This window comes from Bythopirellula polymerisocia, from assembly GCF_007860015.1.
GTDB classification, from domain to species: Bacteria; Planctomycetota; Planctomycetia; order Pirellulales; family Lacipirellulaceae; genus Bythopirellula; species Bythopirellula polymerisocia.
The window spans coordinates 286,519-307,374 of the sequence record NZ_SJPS01000002.1 but is presented as its reverse complement, the minus strand read 5'-3'; the positions used below and the strand labels follow the sequence as shown (position 1 = coordinate 307,374).

Here is a 20,856-nt window from a genome sequence, read left to right as displayed (position 1 = left end):
AATTTTCCCGCTAACCTTTAACCTCTGACCACTAACCCCAACTCCTTCGTTCCAATGGAGAGAAGAGAGATGTACGATAAATGACAGAGCGTTCATTCTCCAATCTCTAACCTCTATTCCTATCCATCGATGATCGTTTCTCGGACAACTTCTTCGGGAGTGGTGACTCCTTCGTAGGCAACTTTCATACCGGCATCACGCAAGGTGAACATGCCCCCCTTCTGTGCTGCTCTGCGGAGTTCGTCGGTTGAACAGTTTTGCATGATCATCTCTCGAAGCTCGTTATTCATGATCATGAGTTCGAAAAGTCCCACGCGCCCCTTATATCCTGTATTGTTGCAGTTTTCGCAGCCAGAGCCACGATAAAATTTCTTTCCCTTCAGATCTGCGGTAGAAAGCTCCAAATCGTCGAGAATTTCCTTGGACGGGACATATTCTTCTCGGCACTTGGCACAGACCTTGCGGACCAGCCGCTGGGCCAGGATGGCCTCGACTGTGGCAGTGATCAGGAACGTGGGAATCCCCATATCCTTCATGCGGGTAATCGTGCTGGGGGCGTCGTTTGTGTGCAATGTGCTGAACACCATGTGCCCCGTGAGGGAGGCCTGGACGGCAATCTCGGCGGTCTCGAGGTCGCGAATTTCGCCGACCAGGATCTTGTCCGGGTCTTGCCTGAGAATCGCTCGCAGACATTGTGCAAACGTGTTGCCGATCGCGGCATCGATTGGCACCTGGATGATACCTTCCATGTCGTACTCGACAGGGTCCTCGGTCGTGATCAATTTATCCGAGATGACATTGAGCTCATTGAGAGCCGAGTAGAGCGTGGTCGTTTTTCCGGAACCCGTTGGGCCTGTCACCAGGACGATGCCATTGGGTTTGGAAATCACGTCCCGGAAAATGGCGAGCAAGTCTTCATTCATGCCTACTTTTTGCAGGTCAAGCGACACGACCGACCGGTCGAGTACCCGCATTACGACGCTCTCACCAAACATCGTGGGGAGCACACTCACACGCAGATCGACCGGGTGGCCACCCACTGTGAGCTCGATGCGTCCGTCCTGAGGCATGCGACGCTCGGCGATATCGAGGTTGGCCATCACCTTGATACGAGTGGTAATTGCAAATGCGAGGTGGCGAGGTGGAGGAACCATTTCATAGAGCACCCCGTCGGCCTTGATGCGGATGCGGAATTCGTCTTCAAATGGCTCGAAGTGCAAGTCGCTCGCGTGATCTTTGATTGCCAGCAGCAGCACCATGTTCAGCAGTTTGCGGACCGGTGCGCTGTCGGCCATGGCCTCGACGCTTGCCAGATCGACCGAATTCCCCTCAGCCGCGGCAACTGCCGCTGCGAGGTCCTTGTCGATCTCCAGGTCGTGGACGATGCTTTCGACACTCTCAGTGTTCTCACCGTAATATCGGTCTAGGGCGGCCAAAACAGCGGGTTCCGTCGCCACGGCGACGCGGATGTTGTATCCGAGGAATGTGCGAAGTTCGTCTTGAACGCTCAGGTTCTGTGGATCGCACATGGCGATGGTAAGTGTGTTGTCGTCGAACTCGATGGGGATGATGCGATACATCTGGGCCATTGGCTCGGTGACTTTTTCCAGTGTTTCAGGATTTATAGTCAAATCCCCGAGCGCTACGGTGCGCAGCGACATCTGCTCGCCGAGGGCCTGGACAAGCTGATCGTCGTTTACCAGTCCCATGTCCATAGCGACCTGCCCCAAGAGCTGACCTGGGCGTTGCTCTTGTTCTTCGACCAGCGTTTCGAGCTGCTCGTCGGAAATATATCCGAGGTCAACCAGGATTTGTCCAATGCGACGTAAGGCCATGAATAGAGGTTAGCGGTTAGAGGTTAGTGGATGGTAGGGGAGCCGGATGCGTCAGCTTCCGGTAGTGTTTTCATCAATCATAAATTCTTCCATCACTCTTCGCCCGGTTCGGGTTCATCGAAGACTCCGCGTTCGGCGGAAGCGATCCGCCGGGCGAGTTCATCGGGGATGTTTGCTTTGGCGAGCACGTCTTCTTTGGTGGCAAGCTCATTCTTCCAGTGCTCGAACAAGTGGTCGTCGAGCAATTTCATGCCGTGCTTGGCGCCTGTTTGGATCGAGGAAGTGATTCTAAAAATCTTGTTTTCGCGGATCAGGTTCGCAATACCCGGGGTCACCACCAGGGTCTCGAACGCCGCAATACGGCCTCCGCCGATTTTCGGTATCAATTGCTGGGCGAGAATGCCGATGATTGAACTTCCCAATTGAGTGCGAATTTGGTCCTGCTGATTCGTGGGAAAAACGTCGATAACGCGGTTGATTGTGCCAGCCGCACTACTCGTGTGCAGGGTGCCGAACACGACGTGACCTGTTTCTGCCGCGGTGATGGCAGCTTCGATCGTTTCCAGGTCGCGCAACTCACCGACGAGGATCACGTCGGGGTCCTGTCGCAAAGCGCGGCGAATTGCTTCGGCGAAGGACGTTACATCGACGCCGACCTCGCGCTGGTTGATCGTCGATTTGCGATGGTTGTGGTAAAACTCGATCGGGTCTTCGATAGTGATGATGTGATGATCGATCGTCGTGTTCAGATAATCTATCATCGCGGCCAGGGAAGTTGATTTTCCTGATCCCGTCGGACCGGTCACGAGAATCAACCCGCGCGGTCGCATGATAAGGTCTTTGAAGACAGGGGGTATCTTAAGATCCTCCATGCTCATCAAATGCACGGGAATCTGCCGCAGCACCATGGCCACCATGCCACGTTGGCGAAACACTGACACGCGAAAGCGGGCTTGATCTCCGAAGGCGAACCCAAAGTCGGTACTGCCGGTTTCTTGGAATTCTTGCTGGCAGCGGTCTGGGGTGATGCTTTTCATCAGGCCCATGGTGTCGGCTGGCTCCAGCACTTTGGTCTTGAGCTTTTGCATGTGACCATGCAACCGGAGCACAGGTGGTTGGCCCACCGTGATATGCAAATCGCTCGCTCCTTGCTTAACTTGCGCGGAGAGCAGTTTGTCGATAAGAATAGTGCCCATAAGTCTCTTTGTTCCGTGTGTCGCATTGCGAAGCGGCTAACAGTCGTTGCGCTGCAACGCAGCTATTTGTTGCGTTTTGCCGCGGCTTTCTACTAACTCTTATTCTAATTGCTCAGAATTGTGTTGGACTAACTTTCTGTCCGCTTGGAGACGCGGAAAACCTCCTCCAAAGTGGTGATTCCCCCGAGGGCCTTGCGGATTCCGTCGTCGTAAAGCGTGGTCATTCCAGATTTTATGGCCGCTTTGCGAATTTCAGGAGTCGATGCTCCCGCGAAGGAAAGTTCGCGAACCTTGGAATTCATCATCATAAGCTCAAAGATGCCCAGTCGGCCGCGATAGCCGCTCTTGCCGCAATGCGAACATCCTTGCCCCTTCATGAAGGTAGCCGAGGCAGCTTGCTCGGGAGTGATGCCAGCCGATTCGAGTTGGCCATCTGTGGGAGTATGAGGGTGCTTACACTTGGTGCAGACCACACGCACCAGCCGCTGGGCAAGAATACCAATGATGCTTCCCGCTACCAGATAGGCTGGCACACCCATGTCAACCATGCGGGTGATCGCCCCAGGGGCATCGTTGGTGTGCAATGTGCTAAATACCAAGTGACCGGTAAGCGAGGCTTGAATACCCATCGAGGCGGTCTCGTGATCGCGCATTTCGCCGACCAGAATGATGTTGGGTGCCTGACGCAACATCGCACGAATAATCAGAGCAAAGTCTAGCCCGATGTTGTGTCGAACTTCTACTTGGTTAATTCCAGGGAGATAATATTCGACAGGGTCCTCAGCAGTAATAATCTTACGGTCAGGTCGATTGAGTTCGTTGAGGGCAGCGTAGAGTGTGGTCGTCTTTCCGGAACCTGTAGGGCCAGTCACGAGAAAAATGCCATTGGGACGGCGAATGAGGGTGCGGAATTTACGGAAATCGGCCTCAGAGAGCCCCAATTGTCGGACTCCCACCTTGATATTGTCCTTGTCCAGCAGTCGCATGACGCAGGATTGGCCGTGCGTCGTGGGCAACATACTCACGCGAAGGTCGAGTTCTTTTCCACCAGCGGTAATCTTAATACGTCCGTCCTGGGTGCGACGACGCTCGGCAATATCCATCCTGGCAAGGATTTTGATACGGGAGAGCAAGGCTCCCAAGAGTCGCCGAGGAGGACTGTCGCGTTCCACCAGCACACCATCTATGCGATAGCGGATACGGACCCGATCTTCAAAGGGCTCGACGTGAATATCGGAAGCACGCAACTGCACGGCTTCAGTAATCATCAGCTGCACAAGACGCACGATGGGGGCACTGGTCTCGTCGACCACGTCGTCATCGCCTGCGTCATCGTCCCCTTCGGTTTCGGTGAAATCGATGGCCGTGTCGGTGAATTCCTGCAACATCGAGTCGGCAGACTCGCCGTCCATCTGGCCGTAGTTGCGGTTGATGGCCTCGAGGATGCTTTCCTTGGTGGCGATGCCGATTTCAACTTTGCGGTTGAGAATGAATTGAAGCTTGTCAAAAGTTTCGAAATCCTCGGGATCGCTCACGATTACTTTCAACTTGCCGTCGTCCTCAGAGAATGGAATCACGGCATTTTCGCGAGCAACAGACTCGGGCACCAATTCCACAACTGCAGGCGGGATCGGCACGCTGTTGAGATCGTAGTACTCATACTTGTGCATATTGGCCAGGGCCCGCCAAACCTGCTCGGGCGCGGCATAGCCTAATTGCACGATCGCTTCTTGGAGCTTCAGCCGGCGAGAAGTCGACACCGTCTCGGCTTCTTGCAATTGCTCCGGACCAACGACCCGTTTCTTGACGAGATAATCACCAAATTTCGACATCGAAGATAAGTCTCTGTTCGCTTTGCCTCGGATCAGGCGGCAAAGGGGGAGAAGTTGCGCTCGCAGTGATCGTTCCTACCGGCTAATTAGCCGCCGAGGAAACCAACACCACTTAGCAAGTCAAGAACGGCCCCGCCAGAACGCAAACCATCTCCCAGCCCGACTGGTTGATCATTCTGAACAGAAGTCCGTGCCCCCTGGGGAGTTACGTAATTCCCCATCTCACCGCATAGTCTCTAGGCTACTGGTGATAAGGCAAAATGTCAATTATGTAAGAGACCAGAGCTGAGAGAGGAGAGTTTAGTGCCAGAATTCTGACTCTGGACTCTCGTCTCTCGGTTTTTAGCTTATTTCTGCTGAGATTTAATTTCTCGGGCATCGCTGCGTAGGACAGCTGCCGTCTCACGCACCGCATCCGCCTGATCGTAGAGGTCGAGCGATTCCAACAGATGTGCCGATTGTTCGAGCTGCCAGGAGGTCTGCCGCAAAGCTTCGACGGGGCTTAGCGTCCGAGGAACCCAACTAGAATGGGGTCGAGCTGGGGGAGTGGAAGAGACCGGGGGAGGATTCCAGACAGGAGCATGGCCTTGCGCTGGTTCCGCGAAATCACTTACGATCGAGCCTCCCAGTTCCTCCTGTATTCGCAGTAATTCGAGGGCCACATTGACAGCATCCTGAGAGCTCGCGGGGGATTCGTCCGACGCAATCGCGGCCCCAGGGTTGCTGGGCTCCGTTGAAACATTCTCAAGGGTTGCCGTGCGTGCTGACTGCGCCTGAAGAAGAATCGCTGCGAACGTCACTATCAAAACTTGATTGAAGCACATTTAATTTGCCTTTCTGGTTTCAAGTTGGCCGGGTATCGAGGACGACCCGGCTCACCGACGAAAAAGGGCGCTGCTTTTAGAGAGCAGCGCCCCGATTCATCACCGATCTGGAGTAGATCGCTGCTTAGATCAATTGGGTCGGAAACGTGGTTTCGAATTCGCCATTCAATCGGGGTTCTTCATCCCAGTCGGACACATAACTCAACGGGCGGTCGTAGTGATCAGTCATCTCTGGACGAATCCGCACATAGCGATACCTGTCTGCGTCGAGCATCTCGTCGGCGTCCTCACGCTGAAGATAGCGAATCGGCTCGATGCGATCTGTCTCGAGCCTAGGACGTCGAGCCAGGTAAGTTCGTCTTGTCCGGGGGAGGGTACCGCTCGGTCCAACCGCTAGTCGCACCATAAACGTGCGAATCACCGTGAGCGACAGGCCGCCCGTTCGTTCCTGGCAGAGCCATTTCGCTTCACGCCAGAGATTTTCATGCCGGGCCAGCTCCAAGAGCTCATGTCCCTCATGCGTGAGGCGGACGCAAGGAATGCCTGCCGTCGTGCGATCCACTTCTTTCAACAGGCCTGCATCGATCAGCAAGCGGAGGTGGTACCGAATCCGCTCCTCCGATTCGTGATTTGCCACACTGCTGTGATTGACATTAGGGCGTAGTACGCTCACTGAGCAGTCAGGCCCCCGAGATTCGATGTCCAGCAGCAATTGCCGGGCGAGATCCAATTCGCGTTTCATAGATGTGCACCTCCATTTGCACAGGGAAATAGTTGGGGTGGCCGAGCGCCGATAGCTCGGACCTGGGTCGTGATTCATGTTTCCAGGATGCGGATTCGAATCCCGGAAACGGCCTGAATTTGTCCCAATCAGCCGAACGGGTCAAGATCGGTTCGATTGCTAGCTGGGATCGGACCTGGTAGCAGATGTCTCCGGATACGTCGTTAGAATCGCCTAGGACCAAGTCTTATTGGCCAAAGTCCCAGAATCACCCAGCTGATGAAGTAGGGTTCTGGAACTCGGGTAGCCGATGGCGGTGCCCCTCCAACGGATGCGTACTGAGCTTGCCAAAGTGCCAAGTCCGCTGGCCCCAATTCAGCGGGCGATCCACCTCTTTGCCATAATAAAAAATCTCGTCCATCGACATCACCATCGCCGTCAAAGTCTGCCGGGGATATAGGAATCGTTACGAATTGGTTGCCGGCGATGTTTGCGAGATTCACCGACCCCGGGCTGCCGAGGTTTCCCAGCAAGACACCGACTCCTGAAAACTGATTGGAGACGTGATTGTGAGCACCGTTGCCGATAAACGCGAGAAGCTTGATTGCGCTGGTAGGATTGCCGAGCACCGCTAGGGGCAAGGAAAACTCAATCCCTGTCAGGACGCTCTGCGGATTGCCGGTTGCTGCTCCCGATCCGCCATTTACCCCTGCCGTGTTGCTATTGTCGATTGCCATCAGGATGTCGATGTTGTTGAGAAAGTTTCGATGGTTGCGGCTGTTGGTGGGATCGTTGATCAGATCAACAGGTTCTGCGAATTCGTGCTCAAGTGGCGAACAGGTGGTATCTGCGGGGCCGGTACAACCATTGTTGAGTTGATCGATGGGCACGCCGATTCCGAATCCGGGTTCCACTCCAGCGGCAAATCGTTGGAATCCAATCTCACTTTTATTGCCTTCCGTTCCTTGAGTGAGGTCAGCGTAGTAGGCCGAGAGAGTCCAGATATCTATTCCCGCTCCGAAAATGTGATTTCCGTTGGAAAAGGTGAGAAAGTGATCGGCCTCGAAACCATTGTCAAAGCGTAATCCGTTGAATCGTTGCAATGCACCGCTGCCGGAACAGCAAAACGGATCGACCTGCGTTGGCAGACTGGTTCCTTCGATCTGGTTCATCCCACCAGGATTCGAATCGATAAATACATTGAGCTTGTTGAAATTGCTCTCCAAGTTGCCCGTGATGAGCACGTTGAGCCTGCCGTCGGCTACTTGGGCGAAGACTTGGTCAATTTCCGAGCCGCTCGAGGCAATTCGTGGATCGCCATTGGTTGCATTGCCGTATTGGGTGTTGGTGTTCTGGATAGAGAGTGCTGTCCCATACCCAGACTCGTCACCCACCAGAGAGCCATCGATGGAGATCTGAGCCCTGGAGAAATCGGCTAGGGCGAGGGTGGTCAGAGCGGCACACAGAAACTTGACCATTGAAAAACACCCGCCCAGAAGTTCCGTATGAGAGATAAATGTAGATCGCACCCTATTCTACCTGCCGTGGATAGCATTGGCCAGTTTTGTGCTGTAGGCTTCGTGCCTCGATTGGCTGCCTGGAAGGTTGCCCCACGGGACCCTCCCCAGTCCGCTAGCAATTCGCTAAGATGCACACTTGCAGGGACCCCTGACCCGGTAAGCGATGCCGTGGTCAATTGCCAGCCAGGAAGGTAGATCAAAATCATGACCAAACACATTTTTGTCACCGGTGGTGTTGTCAGCTCCTTAGGAAAAGGGCTCACTAGCGCGTCGGTCGGGATGTTGTTGGAAAGGCGGGGTTTGAGCGTGCGGATGCAGAAGCTTGATCCCTATATCAACGTCGATCCTGGCACGATGAGCCCCTACCAACACGGCGAAGTCTACGTGCTGGACGATGGCAGTGAGACCGACCTCGATCTGGGCCATTACGAGCGATTTACTAGCTCTCCACTCACCCGCGACTCGAATTATACCACCGGCCAAATTTATCAGTCGGTCATCAACAAGGAACGGCGTGGCGAATTCCTGGGAAAAACCGTGCAGGTGATCCCGCACATCACCAATGAAATCAAGTCGGTCATCCACAAGGTAGCCAAGGATACCGATGAGCGAGTCGACGTAGTCATCACAGAAATAGGCGGGACTGTGGGCGACATCGAGAGCTTGCCGTTCTTGGAGGCGATTCGCCAGTTCGCTCTCGATGTGGGCAAAGAAAACTGCCTGTATCTGCATCTTACGCTGGTTCCCTACTTAAAGGCCGCCAGGGAACTCAAAACCAAGCCGACTCAGCACTCGGTAGGACAGCTTCGCGAGATCGGTATCCAGCCCGATGTTCTAATCTGCCGCACCGAACAGCCTATCAGCCGTGAAGACCGAGAGAAAATCGCCCTGTTCTGCAACATTTCGCTGGAAGCTGTGATCGAAGAGCGAGATAAGGATTTTTCCATTTACGAGGTCCCCTTGAGCTTGCTGGACAACAACCTGGATGGCTTGATCTGCCGCAAACTTGGCCTGCAAACGCCAGAGCCCGACCTTGAGGATTGGCGAAATCTGCTCAAGCGACTTCGCAATCCCGACTGCGAAGTAAGCATCGCCGTCGTGGGGAAATATGCCGAACACCGAGACGCCTACAAGTCGATTTACGAAGCACTCGATCATGCTGGAATGGCTAATGGAGCCCAGATTCGGCTAGCCCGCATTCGTAGCGAAGATGTCGAAGACGAGGGTGCCGAGAAACTGCTCGCGGGTTTTGATGGCCTCTTGGTCCCCGGTGGTTTCGGCGAGCGGGGCATTGAGGGGAAGGTCGCCGCGATTCGCTATGCCCGGGAGAAAAACATTCCCTTCTTTGGGATTTGTCTGGGGATGCAGTGTGCGGTAGTCGAAATTGCCCGCCATGTATGTGGCCTGGAGGGTGCTCATTCCACTGAGTTCGACAAAGAGACGCGTCACCCTGTGATCTGTCTGTTGGACGCTCAGAAAACGATTACCGATATGGGTGGTACGATGCGACTCGGTGCCCAGCCCACGAAACTAGCTGCTGGGAGTCATGCTGCCACCTGCTATTCGGCCGAGCAGGTTTCCGAACGGCACCGTCACCGCTATGAAGTGAATAATGATTATCGTGATCGGCTCGTTGATCAGGGACTGTTGCTGGCTGGGACAAGTCCCGATGGAACGCTGGTAGAAATAATCGAATTTCCATCACATCCCTGGTTTGTAGCGGTTCAATATCACCCTGAGTTTCAGTCCAAGCCCACAGCATCTCACCCGCTCTTTGCCGGTTTTGTCGGTGCAGCTGTCGAACACCGTCAGGCCCGAGGTGATCGGCCACACGAGAATTCTCAAGAGAAACCGTCGTCGGAAGAGGAAGAAACGGTTCCATTTCTCCGCAAGGCGCGCTAAACCATTTCAGAAAGATTCATGATGAGCGAAGAAAAGAAAATCTTTGTCGACGAAAATTGGAAAGACCAAGTAGAGGCTGAAAAAGCCTCCTACGACAAGCAGGCCAAGCCAGACGGGGGAGAGGATCCTCAAACTCAAGACTTACCCCCTGCGAGTTTCGAGATGCTGGTCAGCACCTTTGCCTCTGAATCCTTAATCGCGCTGGGGCAGGTGCCTAATCCAGTCAATAACGAGTACACGATCAGTTTTGAACATGCTCGCTATACGATCGACATGCTTCAGGTACTTGAGGACAAGACCAAGGGAAATCTCACCACTGACGAGGCAGCTATGCTAGAGGGCCTGCTCCATCAACTTCGGATGGCGTTCGTCGCATTGCAGAACCAAGTTGGTGAGCAGACCAAGTCAAAGCTTGAACTGTAGAGCCTGGATATCAATTTAAGCTCATCTTACCAAAAAGAATCACCATGCCCAGCCGACGAGTACGCGGCCTGTTGGCCCAATAGCCTGTTAGTATGCGACTTGCATTTCCCACCCGGGTGACAAACGGAGGGGTTGTAATTGGCTATCGTGCCGACCGGGCATGGTGACAATATAGGTGTTAGCTATTAGCAGTTAGTCTTTAGCCAGAGAAGTCTTCCGATCATTCTGGCTAAGGACTAATAGCTAATATCTAATTGCTTTTCCTAATCTGCTAACTCATCAAACAATCTTCGGAACTCTGGCATGTGGGTGCCGATGTGCTCGCTCCAGCGATTCGGATTCCAAACTTCAACACACACGGCGGCACCGACGACCAGTAATTCCCCCGCGGGTTCTACTTCTAAAAATGTTCGAAAACTGTCAGGGACCGCGATGCGCCCGCGACCCGCTATCGGAACTGTCTTATGTCGCGTGGAGAGCAATCGACCAAAGAGTTGAACTTTGTTGATCCGCCCTCCAATTCTTCCGCTACGAATCTTGCCGGTGACCAGCGAGACCCCTTCGCTCAGCCATTTATCCCACTCCTGTGGGTGCCATATGCTGACGCAACCGGGTTGCTCCTTGGCCAAGACGCATTCGCTGCTGTCATCGGTCAGTGCCTCGGCCCACTCCGCAGGGAGCGAAAACCGAAACCTCTCGTCCATCGACCGAGCCCATTCACCGAGAAACAATTCGGAGGTTTCAGCCATGGACTTGGTACAGCCGACTGACGGCAATGATTACGCCACGACAAAACTCCTTTTATGGCTTGTTTCCCCAATAAAATGCTTTTAAAAGCAGAAATTGGGTTAGATACCCACTTGATATGCAAGATTTTACTAAGTCTCAGGAGCCATGCAAGTACAGGAGAGGAAGAAAAGTGAGATTAGCAGAATGGCAGCGAGTTTCCGCTACTTTGAATTCCAGCAGAATTGCTATCCATGCAACGAGAGGTGCCTATTCGAGGTCGAAAGTCTTCTTCCGCCGCAACAGATGATGATAATGCTGGGCAAAACGGTGGGCTTCGTCGCGGATATATTGAAGCAACCGCAGGGCGAACGAATGGCGTGTGAGACGCAAAGGAGTTTCGCGACCTGGAACGAAGATAAGTTCTTCTTTTTTTGCCAGTGAGATGATCTGTGGGGGCTCGATACTCAGCGAGGCGAAGGCTTTCAGCACGCTGTTAAGTTGCCCTTTGCCGCCGTCGATCAATAAGAGATCAGGGAACAGCTCCGTGTCGTCACGAAGCTTGGCGAATCGGCGGGAAACGATTTCCTGCATGCTCGCATAGTCGTCGATCCCTTCAACTTCGCGGATGCGGTAGCGTCGATAACCTGGCTTGAAGGGCATGCCGTCAATAAACTGCACTAGACTGGCCACCGTTTCGTCACCTCCCAGGTGGGCGATGTCCATCCCTTCGATCGTCCGTGGAACAGCCTTTAGCTTGAGGACTTTCTGCAGCCCCACCAACCCCTTTTGCGGGTCGATATAAAAAACCTCTGGCTGGACGTGTTTGTCGAGGTCACCCCGTTCGTGCAGCGATTCGAGCATCGCGATTTCGTCCCGCAAACGTGCTGCCTGCTCGAACCGTTTCGCAGTCGCCGCCTCCAGCATCTCCTTCTTCATTTCCTTGAGCAGCGGCTTGCGTTTTCCCTCCAGGAATTTCTTCAGTCGGCCGATGTCTTTGCGATACTCGTCCTTGGAGATTCGCAAGTTGCAAGGAGCTGTGCACTGCTTGATCGAGGCCAGCAGGCAGGGCCTAAACCACCGCCAACGTTCGTCTTCTGCATCTATGTCCAGCGAACAAGTGCGAAACTGAAAGACGCGTTGCAGTACCTGGATCGCGCCGTTCAGGCTCCCCGCGCTGGTGAAAGGGCCATAGAGTTTCACGCCGGAGGTCCGTGGCTCGCGGGTGACCTCGATGCGGGGGAAATCTTCATGGGTCGTAATCTGCAAATATGGAAACGATTTATCGTCTCGAAGCTCTTTGTTGAACGGCGGCTGAATGTCCTTGATCAGTCGCGATTCCATCAAGAGCGCATCGACTTCGCTCTCCGCTTCCATGAAATCAACGTCGTAGATCTCTCTGACTAACTTACGAGTACGCTGATCCTCGGCGGCGGCTTTGAGGAAATAGCTCCCTGCCCGTGACCGCAGGCTCTTGGCTTTGCCGACGTATAAGACTCTGCCCGATTGATCTTGAAAGAGATACACGCCCGGGGATTGGGGGAACTTCGCCCGCACCTTCTCCGCAGCCCGCAGAAAAAAATCCGCTTGAGTCTTTGGTTCCTTAGGCAGGGATTTATCGCCAGATTGTTCGATAGGTAGTTCGGCCATGGCACGGTAATCGTAGGCCACTGTGCCCTAAACGGCTAGTTGAGCCAATACGAGCAAGCTCAGCTTGACTGCAAGACACCCTTCACACTCCCGCAAATGCGCGCATGTCTGCTTCGATCTTGTCGAGCCGTTCGTTGAGCATTTCCTTGGCACGATCAAGATTCGCGAGTTGCTCGGGTGGCTCGTAGGTGAACATGTAGAGCTTGATCTTCGGCTCGGTACCGCTGGGTCGGATTGCCACGTAATTGCCTTCGATCTCCAAGTCGAGAATCACCAAGTCACCCTGGGGGCCGACGAGTTTTTCCTTAGATCCATCGGGGAGTGCAGTTTCGAGGTTGAGATAGTTTCGCATCTGTCGGACTGCAAAACCAGCCAATGAACGGGGTGGATCTGAGCGGAACTGAAGCATGACTTCCTTCATACGATCCATCCCTTCGCTTCCAGGCATCTGGACAGAGACCGTACGTTCCGAATGCAACCCGTGTTGCCAATACAATGCGTCTAGTTTTTCGTGCAATGTCTGCCCTTCGGCCTTGAGTTGGGCAGCCAGCTCGCACAATAGTAATGAACCGACAGCACCATCCTTGTCGCGGACATGCTGTCCTGCCAAATAGCCGTGCGATTCCTCTGTGCCAAAGAGGAAATTGTCGGCCCCTTGTTCGTCGATCACTCCTGCAATCCATTTGAAGCCGACAAGCAAATCACCGAAGGTTTGCACACCGTAGCTATCTGCAATGCGACGGGTTAGTTGTGTAGTCACGAGGGTGATGATGATAAAGCTCTCGGGAGTTATTTTGCCCGCCGATTGCCGCGACTGCAAAACATAGTCCGCCAGAAGTGCTCCGATCTGGTTGCCGGTGAGCGTATCCCAGGCAGAGCCCTTCGCAGCGGTAAGAGGAGCTGAGCAACCGATGCGATCACAGTCTGGATCCGTGGCCACGGCCAGGTCCGCACCGACTTTCTTAGCATGTTCCACAATGGAATCAAAGACTTTGGGATTCTCAGGATTGGAGACATGCCCCGGCACGTTGGGAAAATCTCCATCCGGCTTGGCATGCAGGGCAAACAATTCCACATCCTTGAAGCCTGCTTTTTCAAGCACTGGACTAACAGCACTGGCCCCCACGCCATGCAAAGGTGAATAGACGACTTTCAAATCTCGAGGTCCGGGAGATGCCAACTGGACCACAGCGTCGATAAACTCTCGGTCTACTTCTTCCTGACATTCGATGATCTGCCCTGCAGCCAAGGCCTTGTCAAAATCTACCCGCTCGATTTGCTGAACGGACATAACCTCGTCAATGACGCCTTGATCGTGAGGTGGGAGAAGTTGTCCTCCTGTGGACCAATAGGCTTTCACGGCGTTGTCACTGGGTGGGTTGTGACTGGCAGTAACCATGATCCCGCAGGAGCAATTCATGTAGCGAACCGTAAACGAAAGTTCCGGTGTGCTGCGGAATCCTTTTAGGTAGTACACTTTGAACCCCGCGGCAACCATGATCTCGGAGCAGAGACGAGAGAAGTGTTCCGAGCGATGTCGAGTGTCGTGAGCGATTGCGCAGGCCAACGGTGCATTCGCGCCAAGCTGCGACTTCACATAGTTGGCCAGTCCTTGGGCGCTCTCACCAATCGTACGGTCATTGATGGCATTGCTGCCGATGGGGTACATCCGGCCTCGCCGACCCCCTGTTCCAAAAGGGATGATGGTCCAAAAAGCGTCGTCTAGCTCTTGCCATTTGCCCTGCTGGATGTGTACTTGCACTTGGGGAGCATATTCTGCATAGCGTGATTCGGTGAGCCACGCTCGAATATTCTCTGCAGCCGCTGGACTTAGATCGTCAGCAGAAACGGCTTTGTCGACCTGTTCCAAGTCAGCAGCAACAGTCATCGCATAATCCTTGTCTTTAGATTTTAAAGTTCACGACTTCATTCAAACTACGCCAAATTACACCAAGGTGTCCTATCAGACCAGTCAGCTCAAACTCTGAGGGAGCTGTAGAATCTGAAGTTCTATTGCCATTCACCCTGAACTGCTGTCGTTCGATCAAAACGCCAGGCTAGCTGGACGAAATCGCCAACTGTTCTGGCGATCAGACCATTTGCTTCTAACCGCAAACTATTGCAGCATAGGAGTTTAGATGTTGTCGGACGACTCTCCGGTTTTTCTCGAATTTCTAGGAGAACAAGCGAACCTTGGTGCCAAGAATGGGCTCCTTCTGGTGTCTGTGAGCCGATTATCTTGAAAAAACCGGTCAAGTTTCGCTTGACCTCAGGCAATCGGCTAGCGAAACTCAAGTTATTGGGTCGATAACCAGAGCATGCGACAAGTGCGACTTGTCTGCTCTCGAAATCGACGTTTTTCCTTCGGATCTCTCTAAGCAGCGCTCGGCGCAGCGAGGGTTATCATGCGTAATATTTCAAGCACTATCAGCACCTTCGGCATCCAAATTATTAGCCAGGGTATTTCGCTGATCGTTCGCCGTGAAGCATTCCGCTCCCTTTGCGCCAATTCTTCACGAACGCTGCAGTGGTATACGTCACACCTCTTGGGTGACGTACTGTGGCATGCGATCAGCGGCAAACCCGCGATGCGCATGGCCTCCTGCTTTGCACTAGCCAAGCAGGAGGAGCGGCACCCGCGAGTTACGGGTTACCGCTCAGTCAGCTGAATCTGGGAATCCCAGGCACTAGCAACGCCTCCCCACTATTCGACTGACCGCTAGCAGCCCCAAGCCCACATTGCGCATGGCTGCTCAGCATTTGCCTTCCACATGACCACCGGTCTTTAATCCGTTTGCGATTTGGTCACCCCAAATGACCAAACTGCTCGCGGTTAGATTTAAGAGATAACGAGAGAACCATGAGTACTTTGTATTTGGATGATATCGAGACTGAAGAAACCAGCAATGAAGACCTCGTTCGCGCTGCCCAACTGGGCGATTCCAACGCGTTCGGGGACTTGGCAAGCCGATTTGAGCGGATGGTCTATGTGGTCTGCTGGCAGCGCCTGCGAAACCACGACGAAGCACTCGAAGTAAGCCAGGATGTGTTCATCAAGGCCTTCGAGAAGCTTTATCAACTTGAGGAGCCTGCGGCGTTTGCTGGATGGTTGCGGCAGATCGCCGTCAGACAGGCGATCAACCGTGCTACCAGACGGCCTCCGTCGATCGCTGTCGAGCCAAACAGTCTGGACAGCACTGATAACCGAAACGTCGCACCTTTGGATTCACTCCTGGCGATCGAACGGCATGATCAGTTGCACAAGGGCTTGCGGCGACTAGAGTCACTCGACCGGAGCACGTTGGTAGCGTTTTACCTGGACGGTCGATCAATCATGGAAATGAGCGACGACTTTGACGCGCCGGTTGGCACAATCAAGCGACGATTGCACGTTGCGCGAAAGCGGCTTGCCAGAGAGCTTGAGTGCTTGCAAGCGGTATGAAAATGTCTCCCCCCCGAGTTCGAGTCGGGGATCGGCCACGTGGCTGGTTCCCTACTCGTTCTTTTGATCAGGATGGAGCTCTGAGGGACATCGCACCACAAGCCACCGCGATCCAGCCTATAATCATGGCCAGCCCTCCTAGAGGGACAACCGCTCCCAGCCAGCGCCAGCCTTCCGGAGCCAGTGCCATGGCATAGAGCGATCCGCTGAAGAGCAGAATTCCGATGAGAAACAGAAGCGGAGCAATTCTCAGCCAGCGTGTCGGACGGGAGAACTCAGCAATCAAGACCGCGATTAGGATGCCCAATGCGTGGTACAGGTGGTAGTGAACCCCGGTCTCGAACCAGTCGATACGTTTGACCGCATCAGCTTCATGCCCTAGCTCGAGCAAAGTGTCTTGCAGGCCGTGAGCCCCAAAGGCACCCAAGCCAACCGCCGCTGCGGCAAGCAGCGCTCCCAGTGACAAAGCGATATGATTAGGCATGGCAACGGCAAGGAACTATACTCAACCTCATCTTAGCCGGACCGCAACGCGTTCCGGGCTACTCCGATCGGCTAAGTGATCCGGCCAGGCAATTCGACTATTGCGAAATGCCCAGGCGTTCCTCTTCCTCCTCTTGAATGATGATGTGTGGCGTCACCATCATCATCAAACTATCAGTTTCCCGACCTATACCCACATTGCGGAATAAACGATCGACATACGGAATCTTGCTCAAGAGTGGCACACCAAATTCATTTCGACCTTCTCGCAGTCGTTTCACGCCACCGAGTAGGACCGTTCCCCCATCGGGGACGCTCACTGTCGTCGCAACGGTGATGACTTGGAATGTCGGTAATTGGACGGTTGTACCGCTCCGAGTCACCTGCTGCGCGGCATTCTCCTGCTCATCGTTCCCGTCTTGTCCGGAGTTTGAACTGTTACTCACGGAAGTGGTCTCTGAGCCTTCGAAAGTGAAGGTATCGACATCTCCAATCTGGCTGAAAAATGGCACCAGGGTGAGCCGCACATAGCGGCGATCGTCGGAGACGACGGCCTGGACGGTCAGTAGTGTTCCTTCCGAGAGCACTACAATGACCGGCTGTTGGGCGGCGGCAAATTCTCCCACAACGGGGATCACGCTGATTACGAATGGACGTAATGCGGTATCTGCCACAATGCCCTGTTGGCCGTTGAAAAGCGTCACCTTGGGTGCCTGCAAGATATTCGAACGTGAATCTCCTTGCGAGGCGTTAATCAAAAAGAACGCTTCAATATCACTAAGGATGGCAAACCCAAACTGACCGACATCCTGTGGTGAACCAAACTGAGGTGTTGAAAGGCCAAAGCTACTATTGCGGTAGGGAATGTCGAGGTCGACCGTGAAGTCAGGCAATGGGTCGGACAAGCTCGTAGGATTGCCCGAGATACCCACAGTTGCACTGGTTCGATTCGGTTCGAAGGTGGGATTCGGTGTGTTCGTGAGATTGGCGATGCTCGACCCGTCTTCAATGTTGAAATCGAAATCAATGCCGATTCTCTCAAAGAAACTATCCTGCAAGCGAATGAAGCGGACTTCGATTGTGACCTGAAGATCTTGTAGTCTACGCAGCTGTTCGAGGAGATCGCGAATCTGGTCGTGCACCTTTTGCGTCTGGCTGATTACGAGGCTCAAGTTGGTTGGGAATGGTTGGATTTCTCCCTCTCCACTGCCGTTCTCCATCCAACTATCATATTCCACTGTCGTGACGATCAGATCGATCAATGAATCGAAGTCGGCATTTGCCGCACCACCTAGACCGCCAGGTCCGCCTCCTAAAGGCACCGACGAAGCACCCGGAGGACTGTTTCCACCGAACTGCTGCGCCATCGCCCCGCCAGGAATCATTCCATCCTGGGCAGGAGCGCCGGGGACCATTGCTACGGGTCCCGACTGACGTGCACCGTTGCTAAACGGCATCGCAGCATAAGCGTCGTTGATTAGCCCTTGCAAACCCATATTGTTGCTAGGCACAAAATTGGGGATCGGGATCACCAAGTCTGCCACGTTGTAGGTTTGGGTGATGAGATCCCCGTCACGGATCTGCTCACTGGTGATTTTGAGCACCTCGTCTTTGATCATGTATGTCAGATGCAAAGGTTCGAGGATTAGATTCAGGGCACTCTTGAGAGAAATCTCTCGACCGAGGCTGAGGGAGACGGTTGTATCGCTTTGCACACCCTCTTGGCTCAAACCGCGGGGATCAAGATGGATGTTGATGCCGGCAATTTTCGACAACCCATCGACAACTTCTGTCAGTGGCATATCGTTGTAGTTGGGTAGAATTGGCGTACGAAGTTTGCGTTCTATTTCTAGTTCACGCTCGGAGCGGTAGGAGTTGCGGTCACTGGAGCCTGCGCGTCCCTTAATGTCTGCCCAATTCTCACCATAAGTGATCGGATTTTCAGATTGTACAAGTCCTTCCGCAGCACTTCTCTTGATGCCTTCTTGAATCCTCATGAACCCTTCTTCAGACATATCGCTAAGCTCTCGGTTGAGCTTCTCTCGACGGATGAATTTCGAGCTTTGCCACACCTGCTGGGCAACGGGTTCTTCGGGAGCCATTTCATAGAGTCTTTGGGCGACCACCTCCGCTTCTGCATAGCGGTGTTCGTCTATCAGCCGATTGAATTGATCAACCATTTCCGCAATTTTTTCACGAACCTGAACTTTGACGGACCTTTGGCGATCCACCTCAGCCAAGACTTTATTATTGGCCTCGTCCAGCTCAATTTCTGATTGATGCTCTTTGATGTATCGTTCTGTTTCGGCGATGCTCAACGCAAGTCGCCGTTGCAATTGCGTCTTGGTATTCTCATCCAATTCAGACTTGCTGACCAATTGCCCTGCTTCTTCCAAAATGCTGAGCGACTGCCGCGGATCCGTTTCGCGTAGTTTGGAAGCTTCCGTCTGGCGCTTGCCAATTTCTGCTGCCAACTGACGCGCAACAACAATCTGTCCACTTGTGGTTGAGTCAAGCAGCGTCGTTCCGGGGGGGCTCGAAGGACTTTTCTCGGGGGCAGAGGACAACATTTGAAGATGGTCCTGCAACTGTTGCTGATTTGTGAGATCGAGCTGACCTCGCTTGGTGTAAGCCAAACGGAACAGTTTTAGTGCTTGGGCGCGATCGCCAGCTCGCAATGCGATTTCACCTTCCTGCAGAAGTGCAAAGGCATCCATCATTTCGGGGGCCAGGCTTTCAGTCACCGGCAGTGGCTCGGGGGTGTCTGTCGGCAATTGCGCCAGTTTCGGTACTGAGGAGTCTTGTTCAAAATTTGGAAGGGTTAAGTCAATGGGTACCGCAGCGCTGGCAGGTGCAACCGCCTGATCAAGTAGCATCCGATTGGCGTCTGAACCCTGCAGAGGAGAGGCATTGCCTGAATACTCTGTTTTTTGGGCATCCTGGGCGCGCGCAAGTTTGAGCTTCTCTTGCTGAGCTTCACGAACACGGCTCAACAGCTTTAAGGGAGAAGTATCTTCGATTCCCAACGAGGCATTCAGCCCTGCGGCTTCGGAGGCTGCTCGCTCAGAATTCTCCAGGTCGCCCCATTCGAATAGCGCATTGCCCTGGGAGACGAGGAACTTGGCGTAGCTGTGCTTCCAACTTGCTGAGTTATCTTTGCTAGCTTCTAATTGCTGGAGTTCGGCCAGGGATTGAGCTAACCGTGTAGGAGAGTCTTCCGATTCGGCATACTCCACATTGAAGGAGCGAGCCTTTTGCAAATGTTTCGTGGCTTGAACCGAATCGCCAACTACCAGTGCTTGGCGGGCTGCCAGAAGCAATCGACTGGATTGCTCACGATCTGTTCCCTGATTTGCTGTGTCGCTATCGGCTGCAGTAAAAGTACTGACTGAAACCTCATCATTGTACCTCGAGTTTGAGGCAGGCAATTCTTCAGCTTCAGTTTGTGCAGAATTCGCGAAGGGGTTGGCGACTTGATTTCCCTTGGGAGTAGCAGAGGCCGAATTCGTCGAATTAGAAGAAGCGTTGGGTCGTCCGCCCAAGAGTTTTTCCAGGTCCCGGCGGACACGCGCAGGAGTGTCGCCAAAGTGCAAAACGGGGTATTTCGGCTTGGCTGCTTCAGCGCGCTGCAGCAGGGAATCCGCCTGGGCATAGTCCCCTTGGGCCATCGCCTGACGGGATCTCGAAAGCAACGAGTCTATGTCAGTCAGTGAGAGCGCAGCGCTGCTTTGCGCAGCGTCCCCTGATTCTTTTCCCGTGGCTGGTAATGCCGGAATGAAAAGGGCAAGAACCCATACTGAATAGCAGCAACCAACTCTTTTGATGAACCGGTTCAACTCGATACTCCTTTCGAGATCTGAGGCCGTTCCGTGGCCGAGTCTCGCAACACCGCGTCAGCAGATAGAATCATGCTATGTGCTCGAATCACATCTACTGCCGAGGTGATACCACCCCAAATGATTAGGTTGAAATGTACAATTCCCCGTCTGATTCCGAGAATCCTCAGAGACGAGAGGCAGTTAAATACTTGGCAAGCAGAAGAGCGTCAAGTGCAGAAATGAAGTGGCCGGATATTTGTCAATTTTGTGACACATTGGCCGGGGGGACTTCAAGGTCGATTTATTGCTAGAGCTGAATAACCAATTTCCAAGGCCTCGTGACCAAAGGGTCCTGCACAGCAAACCAAGCTTGCAGTACTCACGACAAATTAGCGTAAGACACCGGTGCTAGCATCGCTAAGGCTTGCAATCTGGAGACCGCACTTTAGAGTGCTTTGGCAACTGTGGTAGGGAACTCCTTTCC

Annotated in this window: 15 protein-coding genes; 4 read left to right on the top strand and 11 right to left on the bottom strand. The window is 53.6% G+C overall.

The window, feature by feature from the left end:
• Positions 1-119 precede the first annotated feature (119 nt).
• The 6 genes from Pla144_RS07425 to Pla144_RS07400 all read right to left on the bottom strand — a co-directional run bounded on the left by Pla144_RS07425 (position 120) and on the right by Pla144_RS07400 (position 7,886).
• Positions 120-1,835 carry a GspE/PulE family protein gene (locus tag Pla144_RS07425; RefSeq protein ID WP_146449574.1) on the bottom strand — a complete coding sequence of 572 codons (1,716 nt, stop codon included), beginning with the start codon at positions 1,833-1,835 and terminating at the stop codon, positions 120-122.
• Between the two features lie 92 nt (positions 1,836-1,927).
• Positions 1,928-3,031 carry a type IV pilus twitching motility protein PilT gene (locus tag Pla144_RS07420; RefSeq protein WP_146449571.1) on the bottom strand — a complete coding sequence of 368 codons (1,104 nt, stop codon included), beginning with the start codon at positions 3,029-3,031 and terminating at the stop codon, positions 1,928-1,930.
• A 128-nt stretch (positions 3,032-3,159) separates the two neighbouring features.
• Entirely contained in the window at positions 3,160-4,863 is a 1,704-nt protein-coding gene (locus Pla144_RS07415; RefSeq protein ID WP_146449569.1) for a GspE/PulE family protein, read from the bottom strand.
• A gap of 347 nt (positions 4,864-5,210) precedes the next feature.
• Positions 5,211-5,687 (bottom strand): hypothetical protein, encoded by a 477-nt coding sequence (locus Pla144_RS07410; RefSeq protein ID WP_146449567.1) that lies wholly within the window; start codon positions 5,685-5,687, stop codon positions 5,211-5,213.
• 124 nt (positions 5,688-5,811) lie between these two features.
• On the bottom strand, positions 5,812-6,429 hold the full coding sequence (locus Pla144_RS07405) for a DUF2513 domain-containing protein (RefSeq protein ID WP_197530463.1): 618 nt from the start codon (positions 6,427-6,429) through the stop codon (positions 5,812-5,814).
• A 203-nt stretch (positions 6,430-6,632) separates the two neighbouring features.
• Positions 6,633-7,886: a hypothetical protein gene (locus tag Pla144_RS07400; RefSeq protein ID WP_146449563.1), complete on the bottom strand. Its 1,254-nt coding sequence runs from the start codon at positions 7,884-7,886 to the stop codon at positions 6,633-6,635.
• Between the two features lie 246 nt (positions 7,887-8,132).
• Here Pla144_RS07400 and Pla144_RS07395 point away from each other — a divergent pair, with 246 nt between their 5' ends.
• A complete protein-coding gene (locus Pla144_RS07395; protein WP_146449561.1) occupies positions 8,133-9,830 on the top strand; it encodes a CTP synthase in 1,698 nt (565 codons plus the stop codon).
• A gap of 18 nt (positions 9,831-9,848) precedes the next feature.
• Complete coding sequence (locus tag Pla144_RS07390; protein WP_146449559.1) at positions 9,849-10,253, top strand: DUF1844 domain-containing protein; 405 nt, start codon at positions 9,849-9,851, stop codon at positions 10,251-10,253.
• Between the two features lie 263 nt (positions 10,254-10,516).
• On the opposite strand, the gene Pla144_RS07385 is transcribed toward Pla144_RS07390, so the two are convergent.
• The 3 genes from Pla144_RS07385 to Pla144_RS07375 form a co-directional block, all read right to left on the bottom strand.
• The gene (locus Pla144_RS07385) at positions 10,517-11,002 is read right to left on the bottom strand and encodes a division/cell wall cluster transcriptional repressor MraZ (protein WP_146449556.1); all 486 of its coding nucleotides are present in this window, start codon (positions 11,000-11,002) and stop codon (positions 10,517-10,519) included.
• A 247-nt stretch (positions 11,003-11,249) separates the two neighbouring features.
• Positions 11,250-12,629, bottom strand: a complete 1,380-nt coding sequence (locus Pla144_RS07380; RefSeq protein WP_146449554.1) for an excinuclease ABC subunit UvrC — start codon at positions 12,627-12,629, stop codon at positions 11,250-11,252.
• 82 nt (positions 12,630-12,711) lie between these two features.
• Positions 12,712-14,517, bottom strand: a complete 1,806-nt coding sequence (locus tag Pla144_RS07375) for a phospho-sugar mutase (protein ID WP_146449552.1) — start codon at positions 14,515-14,517, stop codon at positions 12,712-12,714.
• 517 nt (positions 14,518-15,034) lie between these two features.
• Here Pla144_RS07375 and Pla144_RS07370 point away from each other — a divergent pair.
• Both Pla144_RS07370 and Pla144_RS07365 read left to right on the top strand, forming a co-directional pair.
• A complete protein-coding gene (locus tag Pla144_RS07370) occupies positions 15,035-15,298 on the top strand; it encodes a hypothetical protein (RefSeq protein ID WP_146449550.1) in 264 nt (87 codons plus the stop codon).
• Between the two features lie 191 nt (positions 15,299-15,489).
• A complete protein-coding gene (locus tag Pla144_RS07365; protein WP_146449548.1) occupies positions 15,490-16,071 on the top strand; it encodes an RNA polymerase sigma factor in 582 nt (193 codons plus the stop codon).
• A 67-nt stretch (positions 16,072-16,138) separates the two neighbouring features.
• Here Pla144_RS07365 and Pla144_RS07360 read toward each other — a convergent pair whose 3' ends face one another.
• Positions 16,139-16,555 carry a DUF423 domain-containing protein gene (locus Pla144_RS07360; RefSeq protein WP_146449546.1) on the bottom strand — a complete coding sequence of 139 codons (417 nt, stop codon included), beginning with the start codon at positions 16,553-16,555 and terminating at the stop codon, positions 16,139-16,141.
• Positions 16,556-16,652: 97 nt separating this feature from the next.
• The gene (locus Pla144_RS07355) at positions 16,653-20,390 is read right to left on the bottom strand and encodes a type II secretion system protein GspD (protein WP_146449543.1); all 3,738 of its coding nucleotides are present in this window, start codon (positions 20,388-20,390) and stop codon (positions 16,653-16,655) included.
• Positions 20,391-20,856 lie beyond the last annotated feature (466 nt).

Excerpts from the sequence above, each read along its gene's own strand:
- Pla144_RS07425 (WP_146449574.1), bottom strand. The coding sequence starts at position 1,835 with ATGGCCTTACGTCGCATTGGACAAATCCTGGTTGACCTCGGATATATT.
- Pla144_RS07420 (WP_146449571.1), bottom strand. The coding sequence starts at position 3,031 with ATGGGCACTATTCTTATCGACAAACTGCTCTCCGCGCAAGTTAAGCAA.
- Pla144_RS07415 (WP_146449569.1), bottom strand. The coding sequence starts at position 4,863 with ATGTCGAAATTTGGTGATTATCTCGTCAAGAAACGGGTCGTTGGTCCG.
- Pla144_RS07410 (WP_146449567.1), bottom strand. The coding sequence starts at position 5,687 with ATGTGCTTCAATCAAGTTTTGATAGTGACGTTCGCAGCGATTCTTCTT.
- Pla144_RS07405 (WP_197530463.1), bottom strand. The coding sequence starts at position 6,429 with ATGAAACGCGAATTGGATCTCGCCCGGCAATTGCTGCTGGACATCGAA.
- Pla144_RS07400 (WP_146449563.1), bottom strand. The coding sequence starts at position 7,886 with ATGGTCAAGTTTCTGTGTGCCGCTCTGACCACCCTCGCCCTAGCCGAT.
- Pla144_RS07395 (WP_146449561.1), top strand. The coding sequence starts at position 8,133 with ATGACCAAACACATTTTTGTCACCGGTGGTGTTGTCAGCTCCTTAGGA.
- Pla144_RS07390 (WP_146449559.1), top strand. The coding sequence starts at position 9,849 with ATGATGAGCGAAGAAAAGAAAATCTTTGTCGACGAAAATTGGAAAGAC.
- Pla144_RS07385 (WP_146449556.1), bottom strand. The coding sequence starts at position 11,002 with ATGGCTGAAACCTCCGAATTGTTTCTCGGTGAATGGGCTCGGTCGATG.
- Pla144_RS07380 (WP_146449554.1), bottom strand. The coding sequence starts at position 12,629 with ATGGCCGAACTACCTATCGAACAATCTGGCGATAAATCCCTGCCTAAG.
- Pla144_RS07375 (WP_146449552.1), bottom strand. The coding sequence starts at position 14,517 with ATGACTGTTGCTGCTGACTTGGAACAGGTCGACAAAGCCGTTTCTGCT.
- Pla144_RS07370 (WP_146449550.1), top strand. The coding sequence starts at position 15,035 with ATGCGTAATATTTCAAGCACTATCAGCACCTTCGGCATCCAAATTATT.
- Pla144_RS07365 (WP_146449548.1), top strand. The coding sequence starts at position 15,490 with ATGAGTACTTTGTATTTGGATGATATCGAGACTGAAGAAACCAGCAAT.
- Pla144_RS07360 (WP_146449546.1), bottom strand. The coding sequence starts at position 16,555 with ATGCCTAATCATATCGCTTTGTCACTGGGAGCGCTGCTTGCCGCAGCG.